The following is an 18,312-nucleotide window of genomic DNA, read 5'->3' on the forward strand; positions in this document are numbered from 1 at the left end:
CTAACACTCTATAAAGATTCCCGCTCAACTAAAGCAGGAGCGTATCTTTTAATCTCGTATACTTCCTCAAATCGAGGATTTCTAATTAAATCTAATAAAACAGAAGCGGCATCATTGCCAATTTCAAAGGTTGGCTGTTTGATGGCTGTTATCGGTGTTGCCGAGATTTCCAGGAAATCAGAATCATCTACAGCGATAACGCTTACATCTTCGGGAACTTTTAAATTCTTTTTTCTAAAAAATTTCAAAAGTTCAATGAGCGAAAGATCGTTTGTAGCAAAAAATGCCTCTGGTGTTTCTTTACTCATCCACATTTTTTCCAGTTTAGGGATAATGTCTTTTCGTTCTGCAGCAATAATCCAATCATCCTTTACAGGCAAATCATTTTGTTTCAGCTTTTTCTTGTATCCATTTATCCGTTCAATCCGTGGTGTCACTTTTTGGCTTAAGGACATGGATACCAGACCTATTTTCTTATGGCCTTTTTGGACGATTTCCTGAACGGCAATCTCAGCTGCTCTCTCGTTATCCAAAAGCAGTGTCGGATAAATAGCTTTATCAAGCTTTCTATCTACAAAAACAATGGGGAAATTTGAAAGCTTCAGCCGTTTATATTGATCTTCATTTCCGATGGTCGGAAAGATAATCAGACCATCAACTTGTTTAGCTAAAAGCATATCAATGTATGCACGTTCTTTTTCCGGATTATCGTCTGCGTTACAGACAAATAAATGAAATTCATTTTTTTCGCAGACATCTTCAATGGCCCTGATAATTTCTGTCGAAAACGTATGAAGTATATTGGCAACAATCACTCCAATGGTTGATGACTTCTTTTGCTTCAAACTTTTAGCTACGAAATTCGGGATATATCCCAGCTCGCGAATGGCGTCTTCAATTCGCATTTTAGTGGATTCCGCCATATACTCGTAGCGATTATTGATATACTGTGAAACTGTGCTCTTTGATACGTTTGCTTTTTGCGCAACATCTAACATCGTTATTTTTTTCATGTTGTACTATCCTCTCGCAAAACCGATTTAGTAAATCGGTTTAGTAAACCGGTTTAGTGAAAGTATAAATGAAAACCTTTTCAAAATCAATACTAAAATTTCTGAATTTTATTTTTTGCATAAATCATTCAACAACGATCCGGACAAAAAAAACCCCTCCGAATCCGAAGGGATTTTTATCACTTTATTATTTCTCGCTAAATTTCAATGACGCCCCGACAAATTCACGGAATAATGGCTGAGGGCGGGTTGGTCTTGAGATAAATTCAGGATGGAACTGGGAAGCAACGAACCAAGGGTGATCCTTCACTTCGATGATTTCCACTAAGCGGCCGTCCGGGCTTGTACCGGAGAAGACAAAGCCTGCTTTCTCCATATCCTGGCGGTAGTGGTTGTTGAATTCATAGCGATGGCGATGGCGCTCATATACCACCTCATCCTGGTATGCCTCAAATGCTTTTGTATCTTCATTCAATTTACAAGCTTGCAAGCCAAGTCTTAGAGTTCCGCCTAAATCCTCAATATCTTTTTGCTCAGGCAGAAGGTCGATAATTGGATGCGGTGTTTCAGGAGCAATTTCTGCTGAGTGTGCCCCTTCAAGACCCAGTACATTTCTTGCAAATTCAATGGAAGCCAGCTGCATGCCAAGGCAGATGCCAAGGAATGGCTTTTTGTTCTCACGCGCATATTGAATCGCAAGGATTTTCCCTTCAATGCCACGGTCCCCAAATCCGCCTGGAACCAGGATTCCATCAACATCCTGAAGCAGTCCATTGACATTATTGCTGTCTACTTCTTCAGAGTTGATCCATTTGATTTCAATATCAGAATCAAAAGCATAACCCGCATGCTTTAAGGCTTCGACAACTGAAATGTAAGCATCCTGCAATTCAACATATTTACCGACAAGGGCAATCCTTGTTTTTCTGGAAAGGTTCAGAACCTTGTCAACCAGCTGTTTCCACTCGGTCATGTCCGCTTCTCCGCAATTCAGCTTCAAATGCTTGCAGACGATTTCATCAAGCTTCTGATCTTGAAGGGATAGCGGTATAGAATATAATGTATCCGCATCTGTTGCTTCAATAACTGCTTCTTTATCGATATCACAGAATAGCGCAATTTTATCCTTCATATCCTGGGAAATTGGCATTTCTGTACGAAGAACGATTACGTTTGGCTGAATGCCAAGGCTTCTCAGTTCTTTAACACTGTGCTGTGTAGGCTTTGTTTTCATTTCGCCTGCTGCCTTGATATAAGGAACCAATGTACAGTGAATGTACATAACATTATCGCGGCCGATATCGCTCTTAATCTGACGGATCGCTTCAAGGAATGGAAGTGACTCAATATCCCCTACTGTTCCGCCGATTTCTGTGATGACCACATCAGAATTCGTTTCATGGCCAGCACGGAAAACTTTATCCTTGATTTCATTTGTGATATGCGGAATAACCTGCACTGTTCCGCCGTTATAGTCGCCGCGGCGCTCTTTTCTAAGGACGGTTGAGTAAATTTTACCAGTTGTTACACTGCTGTATTTAGTCAGGTTAATATCAACAAAACGCTCATAGTGGCCTAAGTCCAGGTCAGTCTCCGCGCCATCACCTGTTACAAACACCTCACCATGCTGGTACGGGCTCATTGTTCCCGGATCCACATTTATGTAAGGATCGAATTTCTGAATCGTAACCGTTAACCCTCTGTTTTTCAATAAGCGGCCAAGTGATGCTGCCGTGATTCCTTTTCCTAGTGACGAAACAACTCCGCCCGTAACAAAAATATACTTAGTCATGAAAAATTCCCCCTTGATATCAGTTTGTGCATAATGATGCTGGTTTAAAGACTTGATGATAAAAATTCTATTGTTCAGCCTCCGACTTTTCAGCAGAAGCTTATCGCAAAGGGATGGTTTAGCTCTTTTAAAAAGGCACATGGCCTATAAAAAAATAAAAAGCGCTCCTCTTACTTAAGTAAGTAAGGGAGCGCTATTAGCGTCTAAACGAATCGTCCTTTTTTAAGGAGCCCAAAAAGTATTCTACAAGCCCTGAAACGAAAAGTCAAGATTATAAATCTTCTTCTTCTTCGTCAGCGTCGAGGTCATCTTCCTCAAGCTCTTCGTCCTCATCGCCGAGGTCGTATTCTTCATCTTTATCGATTATATCATCATCGTCTTCGAAGTCATCATCATCATCAAGATCATCGTCATCGTCGAGAAGATCGTCATCATCGTCTTCTGTCAGATCATCATCATCGAATCCGTCGATATCGTCGTAATCGATATCCTCTTCATCAAGCTCATCATAATCTTCAAGATCGAGATCATCGTCATCCTTTTTCTTCGCCTTTTTCTTCTTTGGCTTGATTACGGTAACGATTTCTTCTTCATATTGGTCAACTGGATACCATGAACGAAGGCCCCAGCGGTTATCGCCCAATCCGATAAAATGGCCATCTATATTTAAATCTGTATAGAACTGTGCAATTTTCCCTTTAACTTGTTCCTCTGAAAGGTTCATAAGTTTAGCCACTTCATTCATAATGTCATTAAAGGCCATTGGTTCTTTTTTGCTTGTTAGAAGCTCATAAGCCACTTCAATCAATGACATTTCCTGTAATTCTTCTTTTGAGAACTGTTCCAAACTCAATATCAGCACTTCCTTTCCTATGTAAACGCTCATTCTGCAGCGTAAATCACTAACTATTTAAGCTGAAGTTCCGCAGCTGTCCGTAAATGCATGTGGACAGCCTGCAAGAAGGCATATTCTTCATTATAAACAAATTTTTACGGTTTATGCCAGTTATATCTGCTGTTCTGCGTATTTTTATGCGATTTATTCTTGATTTTAATTATCTTAATAGGGCTTTGAATGATGTCCGGAATTTCCGCTACGGGCACTTGCTTTCCGCGGGGAGGAACAGAGCTCCTCGGCTTCGCCTGCGGGGTCTCCCGATGACCCGCATCTCCCGCAGGACATTGAATAAGCTTCCTCGAATGAACACCGCACGAAGGAAATGCAACAGCATTTTCGAGGATCAAGTGCCCTCCGCTTCAATCAACAGGGTGCTGACTACACGTTTTTTACTATCACTGCCGAATCAAAAATGCCTTCACTTTTTGAATACGAGTGTTCGGATAAATTAATGTAACACATAAAGCTAATCTGCCCTTTTTCTCCTCCTGCGCTTTAACGGGCGATCCCATTTTTTATAGGCGAGCCAGGTGAAGTAGATGGAGAGCAGATAGAATGCAATGGCTCCCAGCTGTTTTCCATATAAGAAGTAGACTCCTGCAGCAGCTGCAAGGATGGCTATGTAGAGCAAGATTTTTTTCATTTTTTCACATCCTCAGGTTCCCCGAAGTGCAATGCTATGTACTGATTCCATTATATAGGATATGGATGTATTTTATATTAATTCTATGTTAAATAATAGTGCAGAAAACAAGGGCCTGCTGCTGCAGGCCCTGTTAATCCATTTGGTTTTTACATATTCCGCCGGTACTGTCCGCCTACTTCGTATAGCGCACGGGTGATTTGGCCGAGGCTTGCCGCTTTGACGGTTTCCATCAGCGCGGCGAAAATGTTGCCGCCGCTGACTGCTGTTTCCTTCAACTGTTTCAGTGCCTCTTCCGATTTGTCTTTGTTGCGTTCCTGGAAGCTGCGCAGGTTGCGGATTTGCGTTTCTTTTTCTTCCTTCGTTGCCCTTGCAAGCTCCATGTTGTTCATTTCATCCTCTGATGGAGGATTAGGATTCAAGTAAGTGTTGACTCCGATTATTGGAAGCTCTCCAGTATGCTTTTTCATTTCATAGTACATGGACTCATCCTGAATTTTGCCGCGCTGATATTGAGTTTCCATGGCACCGAGAACGCCGCCGCGGTCATTGATGCGTTCAAACTCTCTCAGTACCTGTTCTTCCACAAGATCTGTCAGCTCATCCACGATAAAGGCGCCCTGAAGCGGGTTTTCATTTTTCGACAAGCCATGCTCTTTTGTAATAATCATCTGGATGGCCATTGCACGGCGGACAGATTCTTCTGTCGGTGTCGTGATGGCTTCATCATACGCATTGGTATGAAGCGAGTTACAGTTATCCTGAAGCGCCATTAATGCCTGCAGCGTTGTGCGGATATCGTTAAAATCAATTTCCTGTGCATGCAGAGAGCGCCCTGAAGTCTGGATATGGTACTTCAGCTTCTGGCTTCTTTCATTTGCACCATACTTATCTCTCATAACCGTTGCCCAGATGCGGCGCGCCACACGCCCAAGCACTGTATACTCCGGATCAAGTCCGTTGGAGAAGAAGAATGAAAGGTTTGGTGCAAAATCATTGATGTTCATGCCTCTGCTCAAATAGTACTCAACATAGGTGAAGCCATTTGCTAGTGTAAAGGCAAGCTGAGAAATCGGGTTTGCACCCGCTTCTGCGATATGGTAGCCGGAAATCGAAACAGAGTAATAATTGCGGACTTTATGGTCGATAAAGTACTGCTGAATATCTCCCATCATTCTCAAAGCAAATTCCGTAGAGAAGATACAAGTATTCTGCCCCTGATCTTCTTTTAAAATGTCAGCCTGAACCGTCCCGCGGACAGTCTGCAGCGTGTTCGCCCTGACTTCTGTGAATTCCTCAGGTGTCAGCACGCGGCCAAGCTCCTGCTCTTTTACTTCAATCTGCTGTTCGATGGCCGTATTCATGAACATCGCCAAAATGATCGGTGCCGGCCCATTAATCGTCATCGATACAGATGTAGATGGATGGCACAAATCAAATCCGGCATAAAGCTTCTTCATATCATCCAGTGTACAGATGCTGACTCCACTTTCCCCGACTTTTCCGTAAATGTCCGGGCGGTAGTCAGGATCCTCCCCATATAAGGTTACAGAATCAAATGCTGTGCTCAGGCGCTTTGCGGCATCATCTTTGGACAGATAATGGAAGCGGCGGTTTGTCCGTTCAGGCGTACCCTCTCCGGCAAACTGTCTCTTCGGATCTTCACCCTCGCGTTTGAATGGGAAAACACCAGCTGTATAAGGGAATGAACCCGGCACGTTTTCTCTGTATACCCAGCGGATGATTTCTCCGTAATCCTTGTACTTAGGCAGTGCCACTTTTGGAATGGACAGCCCGGATAAGCTTTTTGTTTTTAGCACCGTCACGATTTCTTTATCGCGGATTTTTGTCACAAATTGTTCGCCTGAGTATTTTTCCCTCAGATCATCCCAGCCAGCAAGGATTTTCTTTGTTTCAGCAGTCAGCTTCTCTTCTGCCGCTGATTTAATGCCTTCAAGAGAAGCAATGACTTCTTCATTTCCTTCTTGTTCTTTTACAGCAAGCAGAGCCCCTTCCAGCTGGAACAGTTTGCGGGCGAGATCGGCCTGCTCCTCGGCTTTCTTGTGATAGCCGCGGACTGTTTCAGAAACTTCGCGCAGATAATAGCGCTGTTCATTTGGAATAATCACATTCTGCTTCTCAACTTTTGCACTTTTTGTAAAACTTGTCTTCCAGTCTGTTCCTGCTTTTTCATTAATCGTTTCCACAAGTGCAGCAAACACCGCATTTGTGCCAGGATCATTGAACTGGCTGGCAATGGTTCCGTAGACAGGCATGTCTTCCAGCTCTTTTTCAAAAAGCATCCGGCTGCGCTGGTACTGCTTTTGCACCTGGCGCATCGCATCCTCTGAACCTTTGCGCTCAAATTTATTAATGACAATTAAGTCTGCATAATCGATCATATCTATTTTTTCAAGCTGGGAAGGCGCACCGAATTCGCTTGTCATGACATACATCGAAGCATCACAAATTTCCGCAATGCCGGCATCCCCCTGCCCGATTCCGCTAGTTTCCACAATAATCAGGTCAAAGCCCGCTGCTTTGACAACTGATATCGCATCCTGAATCGCAAGCGATAGCTCGCTGCGGGAATTTCTTGTTGCCAGGCTTCGCATATACACTCGCGGATTAAAGATGGCGTTCATGCGGATACGGTCGCCAAGAAGCGCACCACCCGTTTTTTGTTTTGTCGGGTCAACAGAAAGAATCGCAACTTTTTTCTCCGGAATTTCATTTATGAAGCGGCGGATCAGCTCGTCTGTCAGCGAGCTTTTTCCGGCACCGCCTGTACCCGTAATTCCCACAACAGGAACCTGCTTTTCAAGGGACTTCACTTTCTCCATGACCGGCTCAAGCGATGCTGCCGCTTCTTTGCCTACGGTTACCTGATGCTCAGCCAGTGTAATGAGCTTGGCAATCGCATTCGTTTCCCCATCCTGAAGCTTTTCAATCTGCTCGGATGCTTCAGCTGTGAACGTGGGGAAATCACACTCCTTGATCATTTGGTCTATCATCCCCTGGAGGCCGTATTGGCGGCCGTCTTCCGGAGAAAAAATCCTCGCGATTCCGTAGTCATGCAATTCTTTGATTTCCTTCGGGATAATGACACCGCCCCCTCCGCCATAAATGCGGATGTGGGATGCGCCTCGCTCCTTCAAAAGGTCATACATATATTTGAAGTACTCTACATGCCCTCCCTGATAAGAGGAAATAGCGATGCCCTGCACATCTTCCTGTATCGCAGCATTTACGACTTCCTCCACAGAACGGTTATGCCCGAGGTGGATGACCTCTGCACCGCTTGCCTGAATGATGCGGCGCATAATATTAATGGAAGCATCATGTCCGTCAAATAGACTGGAAGCGGTAACAAAGCGAATATGATTTTTCGGCTTATAGACTTCTGGATTGCTCATCGTTCTCCCCCTTGTCCGTAAGCGCAGACACTAGTGCTGCTGATGCCTGCGCGCTATTATTAAGCGTTTTCCGAAACTCTGCCCGGATCCTTTATTCCTTGAAAAAGGAGATTGGTCTGCAGCTGGATATATTCATCGATGCTGTACATTTTCTGCAGCGACCAGCGGCGGAATGCCCACATTTGCCCCTGGACAAAGATGTTATGGGCGATCATTTTGATTTTCTCCTCCGGCAGCTCCAGTTCCCCGTTCTCGACGCAAAGTGTAATGACATGCTCGAACATGCCGACCATTTCAATTTCTTTTTTCAGAACATATGGAAGCGCGTCCTTTGTCAGCGCCTTTACTTCCTGGTACATGACGAGCACTTCATCCTGCATTTCATCGACCACTTTGAAATAGTCTGCGATGCCCTGCTTTAGGCTATCAAGCGTGCCCTGCTTCGTATCAAGACCTTTTTGAAGCCGCTCGGCGACCTGGTCATAAATGCTGTCACAAACCAGATATAGGACGTCTTCCTTCGTCCGGATGTATTCATACAGCGTTCCAATGCTAAAACCAGATGCCTTTGCGATCTCTCTAGTTGTTGTACGATGGAACCCTTTTTGGATAAAAAGGGTGACGGCACCTTTAATCATCTGATCACGTCTTTTTTTGACAAGACGCTCATCTTTAACAGAAGCCTGCACTTCCCGTTTTTTCATTGTTATCTACCGCCTCCCCCAGTAAGACATATTATTTTGTTACCATACGAGAGATTACAAGACGCTGGATTTCCTGTGTGCCTTCGTAGATTTGCGTAATTTTGGCGTCGCGCATGAAGCGCTCTACCGGATAATCCTTTGTATATCCGTAGCCGCCAAAGATTTGAACGGCATCTGTTGTCACTTTCATGGCTGTGTCACCGGCAAGGAGTTTGGACATGGCGGATTCTTTTCCGTATGGAAGTCCTTCTGATTCCAGCCATGCAGCCTGGTACGTTAATAGTCTTGAAGCTTCAATGCTTGTGGCCATGTCTGCCAGCTTAAATCCGATTCCCTGCTGGGCAGCTATCGGCTTGCCGAACTGCTGGCGTTCTTTTGCATACTCCACGGAAGCATCAAGCGCGCCCTGGGCAATTCCGACAGCCTGGGCAGCGATGCCGTTCCGGCCGCCGTCAAGTGTCATCATGGCAATTTTGAAGCCTTCCCCTACATTGCCCAGCACGTTCTCAACCGGAACCTTGCACTCTTCGAAAATGATTTCAGTTGTAGGTGAGGAACGGATACCCAATTTCTTTTCCTTCTTGCCGACAGAAAAGCCTTCAAAGCCGGACTCTACGATAAAGGCTGTTGTTCCTTTATGCTTGGAAGCTGGATCTGTCAGGGCAAACACGACATAGATATCTGCAATTCCGCCGTTTGTGATGAAAATTTTGCTGCCGTTTAAGACGTAATGATCGCCTTCAAGACGTGCTGTCGTTCTCATTCCGCCGGCATCAGAACCGCTGCCCGGCTCAGTAAGTCCGTATGCGCCGATTTTTTCACCTTGTGCCATCGGCTTTAAGTACTTTTGCTTTTGCTCTTCGTTTCCGAACTTGAAGATCGGCCAGCCTGCAAGGGAAGTATGTGCAGAAAGAGTTACACCTGTAGAGGCACATACTCTGGATAGCTCTTCAACTGCGATGCAATAAGCCAGGTAATCACTGCCGATTCCGCCGTACTCTTCAGGCCACGGAATCCCTGTTAAGCCAAGCTCCGCCATTTTGTCGAAAATCTCTCTGTCAAAGCGCTCTTCTTCATCGCGCTCAGCAGCAGTCGGCGCCACTTCATTCCTGGCAAAATCGCGCACCATTTTTCTGATCATTTCATGCTCTTCACTCAATTGGAAATTCATTGTTGGTCCCTCTCTTTATATGGATTCGTTGATTTTTTTATAAAAAGGCTGCTTTACAGCTGTTTGCTGATGACAATCCGCTGAATTTCGCTTGTGCCTTCATAGATTTCGGTAATTTTAGCATCACGGAAGTAGCGCTCAACCGGGTAGTCTTCTGTGTAGCCGTAGCCGCCGAATACCTGGATGGCTTCTGTTGTTACATCCACTGCCGTTTTGGATGCAAACAGCTTTGCCATAGAGGCTTCAAGTCCGCACTTGATGCCGCGCTGGCGCATGTCTGCTGCGCGATAGATTAATAGTTTTGCAGCTTCAACGCCTGTTGCCATGTCTGCCAGCTTAAATCCGACGCCTTGCTGAGCGGCGATTGGTTTGCCGAACTGTACACGTTCCTTTGCATAGCTTGCGGCTGCTTCAAAGGCCGCTTCTGCGATTCCAAGTGCCTGTGAAGCAATCCCGATTCGTCCAGCATCCAGATTAGCCATCGCAATCTTGAAGCCCTCTCCTTCATTACCGAGGAGATTTTCAGCCGGAACCCGCATATCTTCAAATGTCAGCTGCAGCGTTCTTGAGCCGTGCAGTCCCATTTTGTGCTCATCTTTTCCAAATACAAGGCCTGGCGTATCTTTCTCTACAATAAAGGCGGAGATGCCTTTGCTGCCAAGCTCCGGATTTGTGGATGCAAATACAATATATACATCTGCTTCACCGGCATTCGTAATAAACACTTTTGAGCCATTGATGACATAATGGTCTCCATCTTTTACCGCACGGGATTTCAGGCTTCCCGCATCTGAGCCTGCGCTCGGTTCAGTAAGGCAAAAAGCTCCGAGATACTCGCCTGAAGCAAGCTTCGGAATATATTTCTGCTTCTGCTCTTCCGTACCAAAGTAAAGGATTGGGTTTGTTCCTACTGATGTGTGGACGGATAAAATAACGCCAACTGTCGCACTTATGCGGGACAGTTCATGGATGGCGATAATGTAAGAAGTAAAATCCATTTCGGATCCGCCGTATTTTTCAGGAATCGGAATTCCCATCAGGCCAAGCCCGCCCATTTTGCGGAGAATCTCCCTTGGAAAATCGCCCTGCTCCATTTTTTCTACAAAAGGGGCAATCTCCGTCTGCGCAAAATCACGCACCATTTTTCTCATCATTTCCTGTTCTTCTGTAAATCTCAGGTTCATTTGTATACCCTCCGATGCTGCCTGGCTCTATTTTAGCCGGCTCCTGTGATTATTTTTCGTAAACGTAGAAGCCTCTGCCTGTCTTCTTGCCAAGCCAGCCGGCTTTTACATATTTTCTTAACAGCGGGCACGGACGGTATTTATCATCGCCAAAGCCCTCATGCAGGGTTTCCATAATATACAGGCACGTGTCCAGGCCAATGAAGTCAGCCAAAGTCAGCGGTCCCATTGGATGGTTCATGCCAAGCTTCATCACTTCATCAATTGCCTCTTTTGACGCAACCCCTTCATAAAGCGTGAAGATTGCTTCATTGATCATCGGCATCAGGATGCGGTTGGATACGAATCCAGGAAAGTCATTCACTTCTACAGGCACTTTTTTAAGCGTCTTTGTGATGTCTTCAATTGTTTGATACACTTCGTCTGCTGTCGCAAGGCCACGGATGATTTCTACTAGCTTCATCACTGGCACCGGGTTCATAAAATGCATGCCGATGACTTTTTCCGGCCGTTTTGTCGCAGCTGCGATTTCTGTGATAGGAAGAGACGATGTATTGCTCGCCAGGATTGTATGCTCTGGTGCAATTTCATCCAGCTGGCTGAAGATTTTTGTTTTGATTTCCATGTTTTCAACGGCTGCTTCGATAACGAGCTCAACTTTTTTTGCATCCTGCAGATCGGTTGAAGCGGTTACATTTTTAAGCACTGTTTCCATCTCTTCCGCTGTCATGCGCTCTTTTTCCACCTGGCGGGAAAGATTATTTTTAATCACGCTAAGGCCGCGTTCAACAAAATCTGGCTTTAGGTCGTTTAAGATGACGCTGTAGCCTGCCTGCGCACAAACCTGAGCGATTCCTGAACCCATTTGTCCAGCACCGATTACCATAATGTTTTTTACATTCATTTTTGTATCCTCCGTTCTTGGGCTTTGGCCGGTAAATTGTTAATTTGGTCCGAATAGATGATCAGCTGCCTCTATCGTTATTCAGTTTGGCCGGTATTTCTGCTGATTTGGCCGGTAAATGTCTGTTCAGTCCTGCGATTTATCCGTTTGGCCGTTAAATTGATTATTTTGGCCGTAAAAATCCTAATTCCGGCCGATAAGTGATTAGTTGCATCTATCTCTCGGCCGGTAAAACGATGCTTTTCCGGCTGCACCCGCCGTCCCAAAAACAGATTACTGCTTCGGAACCTCAATCATCACCGCATCGCCCTGGCCGCCTCCGCTGCAGATGGCCGCAATGCCGATTCCGCCTCCTTGGCGCTTCAGTTCATGCATCAGAGTTAGAATGATTCTCGCTCCGCTTGCACCGATTGGGTGGCCCAGAGCAACGGCACCTCCGTTTACATTCACTTTTTCTTCATCAAGGCCGGCAATTTTTCCGCTTGTTAAAGCAACAGCCGCAAATGCTTCGTTAATTTCAAATAGATCAATTTCTTCCAGGGTTTTTCCTGTCTTTTTCAAAAGAGCATTAATGACAAGGCCAGGAGTTTGCGGGAAATCCTTGGCTTCCACTGCAAGCGCTGTATGGCCTAGAATATAAGCTTCCGGCTTTTTGCCTTCGCGTTCCGCACGCTCTTCGCTCATCAATACTAATGCTGCTGCTCCGTCGTTAACGCCAGGCGCATTCCCCGCAGTGATCGTTCCATCGGAGTTAAAAACTGACCCCAGCTTAGCAAGCTTTTCCAGGGAAGTATCTTTGCGCGGAGACTCATCCTTGGAGACAACGACTGGGTCACCCTTTCGCTGCGGCACTTCCACAGGCACGATTTCCTCTGCCAATTTGCCGGATTCCATTGCTGCAATGACACGTTCATGGCTTCTTAGCGCCCAGTTGTCCTGCTCTTCTCGGCTGATTTCAAACGCTTTAGCTGTCGAGTTTCCATACGTGCCCATATGGACGCCTGTAAAGCTGCAGCTCAAACCGTCATGAACCATTAAGTCTTTAACAGTGGAATCACCCATGCGCAGGCCCCAGCGCGCTTTCGGTAAAATGTATGGCGCATTGCTCATGGACTCCATGCCGCCGGCCACGATGACTTCCTCGTCACCCGCCCGGATGATCTGATCTCCTAAAGTGACACTTCGCATACCGGATGCACAAACTTTATTGATCGTTTCCGTTTTCACTTCCCACGGCAAGCCGGCCTTTTGCGCAGCCTGGCGTGAAGGAATCTGGCCCTGACCTCCCTGGAGAACGGTTCCGAGAATCACTTCATCTACATCCTCTGGATTGACGCCGGCACGGTTCAGTGCTTCTTTTACTGCAAATCCGCCAAGGTCAGAAGCTGTAAAGCTGCTAAGCGCTCCGGCAAATTTTCCAAAAGGTGTTCTTACTCCGCTAAGAATTACGGTTTTCCCCATAAAGAATCGCTCCTTTGTACTATTAATTTTAAATGTTCGAAAAATTGATTAGAAAAAAATTGGGTCTCTGAAGCTGTTCTGGCTGAAGTTAAATGTTTGTGAAGGTGCTTTAGTTGACTGAACGCTCGCTCGAAAAGACCTCGAAACAAAGGGATTTACCCGATCTTCAGTCACCCAGCAGAATTGTAAGCGCTTTATTATTTTCTATTTTACTAGAAAAATAGCAGAAATTGAAACACTTTACACAAAATTCTGGTAAAAACATTTTTCGTCAAAATGCTTTAGCTGAAATTTGCTTCAGTGCTTCAATTTCCACTTTCAATATGTTAGGATGCTAAGTTCTGGCTTTCACCTATAACAGACTTTTCGAGAATTTCGGCAACATCGTACGTATGAACCTGTTCTTCCACTTCTTTTGCTTTCGTGCCATCTGACAGCATCGTTAGGCAGTATGGACATCCGGAGCTGATCACGGATGGATTCACTGCAAGTGCCTGCTCGGTGCGTGAGACGTTGATGCGGTGTCCTGTTTCCTCTTCCATCCACATCAAGCCGCCGCCCGCTCCGCAGCACATGCCGGTTTCGCGGTTTCTTTCCATTTCCACAAGCTTAACGCCCGGAATGCTCTTAAGGATTTCACGCGGAGGATCGTACACCTCGTTGTAGCGTCCAAGATAACAGGAATCATGGAATGTGATCGTTTCTTCTACAGCATATTGCGGCTTCAGCTTGCCTTCTTCTACAAGCTGGGCAAGCACTTCAGTATGATGATAAACCTCTGCCTCTAATCCGAAATCCGGATACTCATTTTTGAAAATGTTGTAGGCATGAGGGTCAATCGTTACGATCTTCTTCACTTCATTTTTCTCAAACTCTTCAATATTCTTTGTAGCAAGCTCCTGGAATAAGAACTCGTTTCCAAGGCGTCTTGGTGTATCACCAGAGTTCTTTTCCTTGTTTCCGAGGATAGCGACCTTAACGCCTGCTTCATTCATGAGTTTCGCAAAGGAAAGAGCGATCTTTTGGCTGCGGTTATCGTAAGATCCCATGGAGCCAACCCAGAATAGGTATTCAAACTCTTCTCCTGCCTTTTTCATTTCCTTCACTGTCGGCACATGAACGTCTTCGCGTGCTTCTCTCCAGTCTTCGCGCTCCTTGCGGTTCAGTCCCCAAGGATTGCCCTGGCGCTCGATATTGGTCATGGCACGCTGTGCATCAGCATCCATTTTACCCTCAGTTAAAACAAGGTAGCGGCGGAGGTCAATGATTTTATCCACATGTTCATTCATAACCGGGCATTGGTCTTCACAATTGCGGCAAGTCGTACAAGCCCAGATTTCTTCTTCTGTGATGACTTCCCCGATCAGGCTTGGGCTGTAAGCAAGGCCCGCAGCTGCTTCTTCTGCACCCTGGCCGGCAGCTGCAAGGGCAAGCTGATTGCCTTTCGTATTTGAAAACGCGAATGTCGGCACCCAGGGCTGCTTCGAAGTGACAACAGCACCGTGATTGGTTAAATGGTCACGCAATTTCAGGATTAAATCCATTGGCGAAAGCATTTTTCCCGTGCCGGTTGCCGGACACATATTGGTACAGCGTCCGCATTCCACACATGCATAGAAATCGATCATCTGATGCTGTGTAAAATCTTCAATCTTTCCGACACCAAAGCTTTCCTGTGATTCATCTTCAAAGTCGATTGCCTTTAATTTCCCCGGATTATCCAGTCGGTTGAAATATACGTTGGCCGGTCCGGCGATTAAGTGAGCGTGCTTGGATTGCGGCACATACACAAGGAAAGCGAGCAGGAATACTAAGTGAATCCACCATGAGATGTAAAACACAACAATTGAAGCCGTTTCACCCATCCATGAGAATGCACCGGCAATCATGGAAGCAACCGGCTCTGTCCAGGTTCCTTCATGGCCATGCCAAATCATGCCCATTCCATTGCCAAGCAGTACGGAAAGCATGAGCCCTCCGATAAAAATAAGTACGAGACCTGATTTAAATCCACGTTTTAAGCGGACAAGCTTTTCCACATAACGGCGGTAGAAAGCCCAGATTACCGCAACAAGGATCATAAGGGTCACAATTTCCTGGAAAAAGGTGAAGCCAGGATATAACGGGCCCAGCGGCAAATGCGCACCTGGCTTAATTCCCTTGATAATAAAATCGATTGCTCCAAATTGGACAAGAATGAAGCCGTAGAAAAACATCACGTGGATGATACCGCTTTTCTTATCCTTTAAAAGCTTTTTCTGGCCAAATACGTTGACCCAGATCTTCTCAAGGCGTTCTTTCACCTTGCCGTCAAACTCCACCTTTTTGCCAAGCTTGATATATTCAATCCGCGTCTTCACAACATAGACAAACAGGCTAATAGCGTAAGCGGTTACAAGAAGAAATGCAATTAAGTTGATCCATAATAAACCGTTCATAGGCATGGTGCTCCTTTCTTCATCTTAGAAAATTTTAAAAACAATATAATTTTCTGAATTTACTCTTACTTCCATTATATTATGAATGAGCATTCAGTCAACCATTTTTCGTTAAACTTGTTCGAAAAATTTTATTATTTACATTTATTAAATTCTTTTTAAAGGTGAAAAGTCCTCCCCTTTTGGGAAGATTCCATGATAGAAAAATCTCTGCAGGAAATACTAACAGGAAAATCCTGTCGAGAGGAAGATTGCATTGACTGTCTGGAATATCATTATGGTCGTTTTACTCGTCATCTTCTTGTGGCTCTATATTGATTTTACACTGGGCCGGAAAAGCCATATGAAAAAGCTTGAGCGGACCACCCTGCCCATCAGGCAGTCTGATATGGAATTGTTTGCAGATGGGCCTGCTTTGTTTGATGATTTATTCTCCGAGCTTAAGAAGGCCCAAAAGCATATCCATATTTTATTTTATATTGTGAAGGATGATAAAATCAGCAAGGAGTTTTTAACTATTTTAAAGGGTAAAGCAAAAGAAGGAGTGGAAGTCCGTCTTTTGCTTGATTGGGCCGGAAGCTTTCCTGTTAAAAGAAAGACTGTTAAGGATCTAAAAAGCAGCGGCATTAAGTTTTCGTTTGCCCATGTGCCAAAGCTGCCTTTTCTCTTCTATTCTTTTCAGGCCAGGAACCACCGGAAAATTACCGTTATTGACGGAAAGGTCGGTTACAGCGGCGGCTTCAATATCGGCAAAGAATACATCAATCATGACAAAAAGCTGAACCCCTGGCGTGACTATCATTTGAAATTCCACGGTGAAGGGGTACAGGATCTGCAAAGAGAGTTCCTGATTGATTGGTATAAAGCAGCGAAGACTGACCTGCTCGCAAACAGCATCTATTTTCCTGAGCTGCATGCAGGAGAATACCGCCATCAGTTTGCGTCTTATAAAGGGGCTTTTTTAGAAGAAAGCTTCTCCTCTTTAATACGCAATGCGAAAAAGAGCATTACGATTGGGACCCCCTATTTTATTCCGGGCAAAAGGCTTTTTCAGGACTTAATTCATGCCCTGGAACGCGGCGTTACAGTAAAAATACTCGTCCCATGCATCACGGATCATATTCTTGTAAAAGAGGCCTCTTATCTTTACTTAAGGACCTTGATTAAACAAGGTGCTTACGTGTATGAGTACAAAAAGGGCTTTTACCATGCAAAGGCGATTATTATCGATAATGAAATCAGTGATGTCGGAACAGCCAATTTTGATAAGCGGAGCCTGTTCTTAAATTATGAAATCAATTGCTTTATTTATGACAAAGAGTTCATTAAGCAGATCCAAGCTGTTGTAGACAAAGACATACTAAATGCAAAGAGATTGACGCTAAAAGAATTAAACCAGCTGGATCCTTTACGGACTTTCAAGGAAATGCTTGCCCGGTCTGTGGCAGGCTTTCTGTAGTGGATACCAGCATAAAGAAGGTGCTGCAAAGTGAAAATCAGACTGGGATATGTTTCCCATGCCATCAGCTTGTGGGAGGCATCTCCTGCGAGAACGTTAACGTTTACGCGCTATCAGCAAATGCCTGAGGAAGAAAGGCTTGACAAGCTGAAGGCCGTCACAGCGGTGAATCTGCAAAGTACGTTAAGAATGCTTTATTTTAATATCGCCCATGAAATCCAGCTATATCGGCTTTCAAGCTCAATCGTGCCCCTGGCCACACACCCGGAGGTTTTATGGGATTTTGTCACACCCTTTAAGGATAAATGGCTGGAAATCGGTGAATTAATTAAGAAACATGGGCTCCGCGTCAGCTTTCATCCCAATCAGTTCACCCTGTTCACATCTCCGCGCGAGGATGTGACCCGAAATGCAGTCAAAGATATGGAATACCATTACCGGATGTTCGCGGCCATGGGCGTTGAAAACGAAAGCATCATTAATATTCATATTGGCGGGGCTTACGGGGACAAGCTCACGACCATCCGCCGTTTCCATAAAAATCTCCAAATGCTGCCGTCTCATATTAAAGAGCAAATGACACTCGAGAATGATGACAAAACCTATAACGCGGATGAAACTCTCCTGGCCTGCCAGAAAGAAAACATCCCCCTTGTGTTCGATTATCACCACCATATGGCGAACCTCGGCACCCGCCCCCTGGATGAGCTTCTCCCAGAGATTTTTCAGACATGGGAAAAAACAGGACTCAAGCCGAAAATCCACATCTCCTCGCCCAAATCGGAAAAAGCCTTCCGGTCCCATGCCGACTATGTTGACATTGATTTTATCAGACCGCTTCTCGATCTCCTGAAAACCTTTAATCGAGATATCGATTTCATGATTGAAGCTAAAGCAAAAGATAAGGCTGCTCTTAAGCTGACAGAGGATATCAGCAGCATCCGCGGGGTGAAAAGGATTGGCGGGGCGGAGGTAGAATGGAAATAAGAAAAGCGGAGGCGCCTTGCTCACGAAGGAACGCAGACTAAGAACGCCACGTCCTGTGGCAACGTCTGCATGACCCCCATCCTGGGGGCCTCAAGCACAAGACGAGCCTCACGGAAAGGCGTTCTTTGCCTTTTTGGGAGGATTGTAAGAAATGTGGAGGCGACTGCCCAGGGGCGACAAGCATAAGACGTGCCCTTCCAGAAGGTGTTCTTTCCTTCCGGAAGGGATCGACTTATGTCTCG

Annotated in this window: 14 protein-coding genes; 2 read left to right on the forward strand and 12 right to left on the reverse strand. The window is 45.3% G+C overall.

Annotation, left to right across the window (positions count from 1 at the left end; genetic code table 11):
* Positions 1–8 precede the first annotated feature (8 nt).
* From JI665_RS16075 to JI665_RS16130, 12 genes are all read right to left on the reverse strand, one after another.
* Positions 9–1,013: a LacI family DNA-binding transcriptional regulator gene (locus tag JI665_RS16075; protein ID WP_206840788.1), complete on the reverse strand. Its 1,005-nt coding sequence runs from the start codon at positions 1,011–1,013 to the stop codon at positions 9–11.
* A 187-nt stretch (positions 1,014–1,200) separates the two neighbouring features.
* Positions 1,201–2,805: a CTP synthase gene (locus JI665_RS16080; RefSeq protein ID WP_206840790.1), complete on the reverse strand. Its 1,605-nt coding sequence runs from the start codon at positions 2,803–2,805 to the stop codon at positions 1,201–1,203.
* 271 nt (positions 2,806–3,076) lie between these two features.
* Complete coding sequence (rpoE, locus tag JI665_RS16085) at positions 3,077–3,658, reverse strand: DNA-directed RNA polymerase subunit delta (protein WP_206840792.1); 582 nt, start codon at positions 3,656–3,658, stop codon at positions 3,077–3,079.
* 511 nt (positions 3,659–4,169) lie between these two features.
* Positions 4,170–4,346, reverse strand: coding sequence for a hypothetical protein (locus JI665_RS16090; protein ID WP_206840794.1), 177 nt, complete (start codon positions 4,344–4,346; stop codon positions 4,170–4,172).
* Positions 4,347–4,495: 149 nt separating this feature from the next.
* Positions 4,496–7,762, reverse strand: coding sequence for a fused isobutyryl-CoA mutase/GTPase IcmF (gene icmF / locus JI665_RS16095; protein ID WP_206840797.1), 3,267 nt, complete (start codon positions 7,760–7,762; stop codon positions 4,496–4,498).
* 59 nt (positions 7,763–7,821) lie between these two features.
* On the reverse strand, positions 7,822–8,466 hold the full coding sequence (locus JI665_RS16100) for a TetR/AcrR family transcriptional regulator (protein WP_206840799.1): 645 nt from the start codon (positions 8,464–8,466) through the stop codon (positions 7,822–7,824).
* Positions 8,467–8,497: 31 nt separating this feature from the next.
* Positions 8,498–9,637, reverse strand: a complete 1,140-nt coding sequence (locus JI665_RS16105; protein ID WP_206840801.1) for an acyl-CoA dehydrogenase — start codon at positions 9,635–9,637, stop codon at positions 8,498–8,500.
* A 53-nt stretch (positions 9,638–9,690) separates the two neighbouring features.
* Positions 9,691–10,821 (reverse strand): acyl-CoA dehydrogenase, encoded by a 1,131-nt coding sequence (locus tag JI665_RS16110; protein WP_206840803.1) that lies wholly within the window; start codon positions 10,819–10,821, stop codon positions 9,691–9,693.
* A 49-nt stretch (positions 10,822–10,870) separates the two neighbouring features.
* Positions 10,871–11,725 (reverse strand): 3-hydroxybutyryl-CoA dehydrogenase, encoded by an 855-nt coding sequence (locus JI665_RS16115; RefSeq protein WP_206840804.1) that lies wholly within the window; start codon positions 11,723–11,725, stop codon positions 10,871–10,873.
* A gap of 77 nt (positions 11,726–11,802) precedes the next feature.
* Entirely contained in the window at positions 11,803–11,991 is a 189-nt protein-coding gene (locus JI665_RS16120; RefSeq protein WP_206840806.1) for a hypothetical protein, read from the reverse strand.
* Positions 11,992–11,998: 7 nt separating this feature from the next.
* The gene (locus tag JI665_RS16125) at positions 11,999–13,186 is read right to left on the reverse strand and encodes an acetyl-CoA C-acetyltransferase (RefSeq protein WP_206840808.1); all 1,188 of its coding nucleotides are present in this window, start codon (positions 13,184–13,186) and stop codon (positions 11,999–12,001) included.
* A gap of 326 nt (positions 13,187–13,512) precedes the next feature.
* Positions 13,513–15,624, reverse strand: coding sequence for a heterodisulfide reductase-related iron-sulfur binding cluster (locus JI665_RS16130; protein ID WP_206840809.1), 2,112 nt, complete (start codon positions 15,622–15,624; stop codon positions 13,513–13,515).
* 277 nt (positions 15,625–15,901) lie between these two features.
* Between JI665_RS16130 and cls the strand changes: the two genes are divergently transcribed.
* Together cls and uvsE are read left to right on the forward strand one after the other, a co-directional pair.
* Complete coding sequence (gene cls / locus JI665_RS16135) at positions 15,902–17,083, forward strand: cardiolipin synthase (protein ID WP_206841076.1); 1,182 nt, start codon at positions 15,902–15,904, stop codon at positions 17,081–17,083.
* Positions 17,084–17,113: 30 nt separating this feature from the next.
* A complete protein-coding gene (gene uvsE / locus JI665_RS16140; RefSeq protein WP_206840811.1) occupies positions 17,114–18,070 on the forward strand; it encodes a UV DNA damage repair endonuclease UvsE in 957 nt (318 codons plus the stop codon).
* The last annotated feature ends 242 nt before the right edge of the window (positions 18,071–18,312 follow it).

Source organism: Bacillus sp. NTK034, from assembly GCF_017303275.1.
Lineage (GTDB): Bacteria > Bacillota > Bacilli > Bacillales > Cytobacillaceae > Cytobacillus.